Consider the following 695-nt stretch of genomic DNA (forward strand, 5'->3'; position numbering starts at 1 on the left):
CTGATCGGCGATTACCAGTTCGACCACAGCATGCAGGACGTGTCGATCCTGACCGAGATGTCGAAGATCGCGGCGGCTGCCCACGCGCCGTTCGTGTCGGCGGCCGCGCCGGGGCTGCTGCAGATGGACAACTGGAACGAACTGTCGAATCCGCGCGACGTCTCGAAGATTTTCACGTCGACCGAGTACGCGTTCTGGCGCCGTCTGCGGGAGAGCAACGATTCGCGCTATCTCGCGCTGACCATGCCGCGCTTCCTGGCGCGCGTGCCTTATGGGCCGAAGACGCAGCCGATCGAGGAGTTCGGTTTCGAGGAAAAGGTCGATCCGGACCGCTCGGAGGATTTCTGCTGGGCGAATTCCGCCTATGCGATGGGCGCGAACATCACCCGTGCCTTCAAGACCTACGGCTGGTGCACCAAGATCCGCGGCATCGAGTCGGGCGGCGCGGTGGAAGTGCTGCCGAAATTCGTGCTGCCGTCGCAGGACCAGGAGGTCGAGCTGCATTGCCCGACGGAAATCGCGATCTCGGACCGTCGCGAACATGAACTGTCGGAATCCGGCCTGATGCCGCTCGTGTACCGCAAGAATTCCGATACCGCGGCCTTCATCGGCGCGAAGACCGTGCACCGGCCGTCGATCTACGAGGACGACGACGCCACGGCGAACGCCAACCTTTCGTCCCGGCTGCCGTATAT

Annotated in this window: 1 protein-coding gene; it reads left to right on the forward strand. The window is 63.3% G+C overall.

Features of this window, described 5'->3' with window-relative positions:
• Positions 1–695, forward strand: a 695-nt coding sequence (gene tssC, locus AC1RQF_RS33410) for a type VI secretion system contractile sheath large subunit (RefSeq protein ID WP_492874410.1), incomplete at both ends; no start/stop codon positions are given.

This window comes from Burkholderia sp. GW821-FHT14F03 (assembly GCF_058803765.1).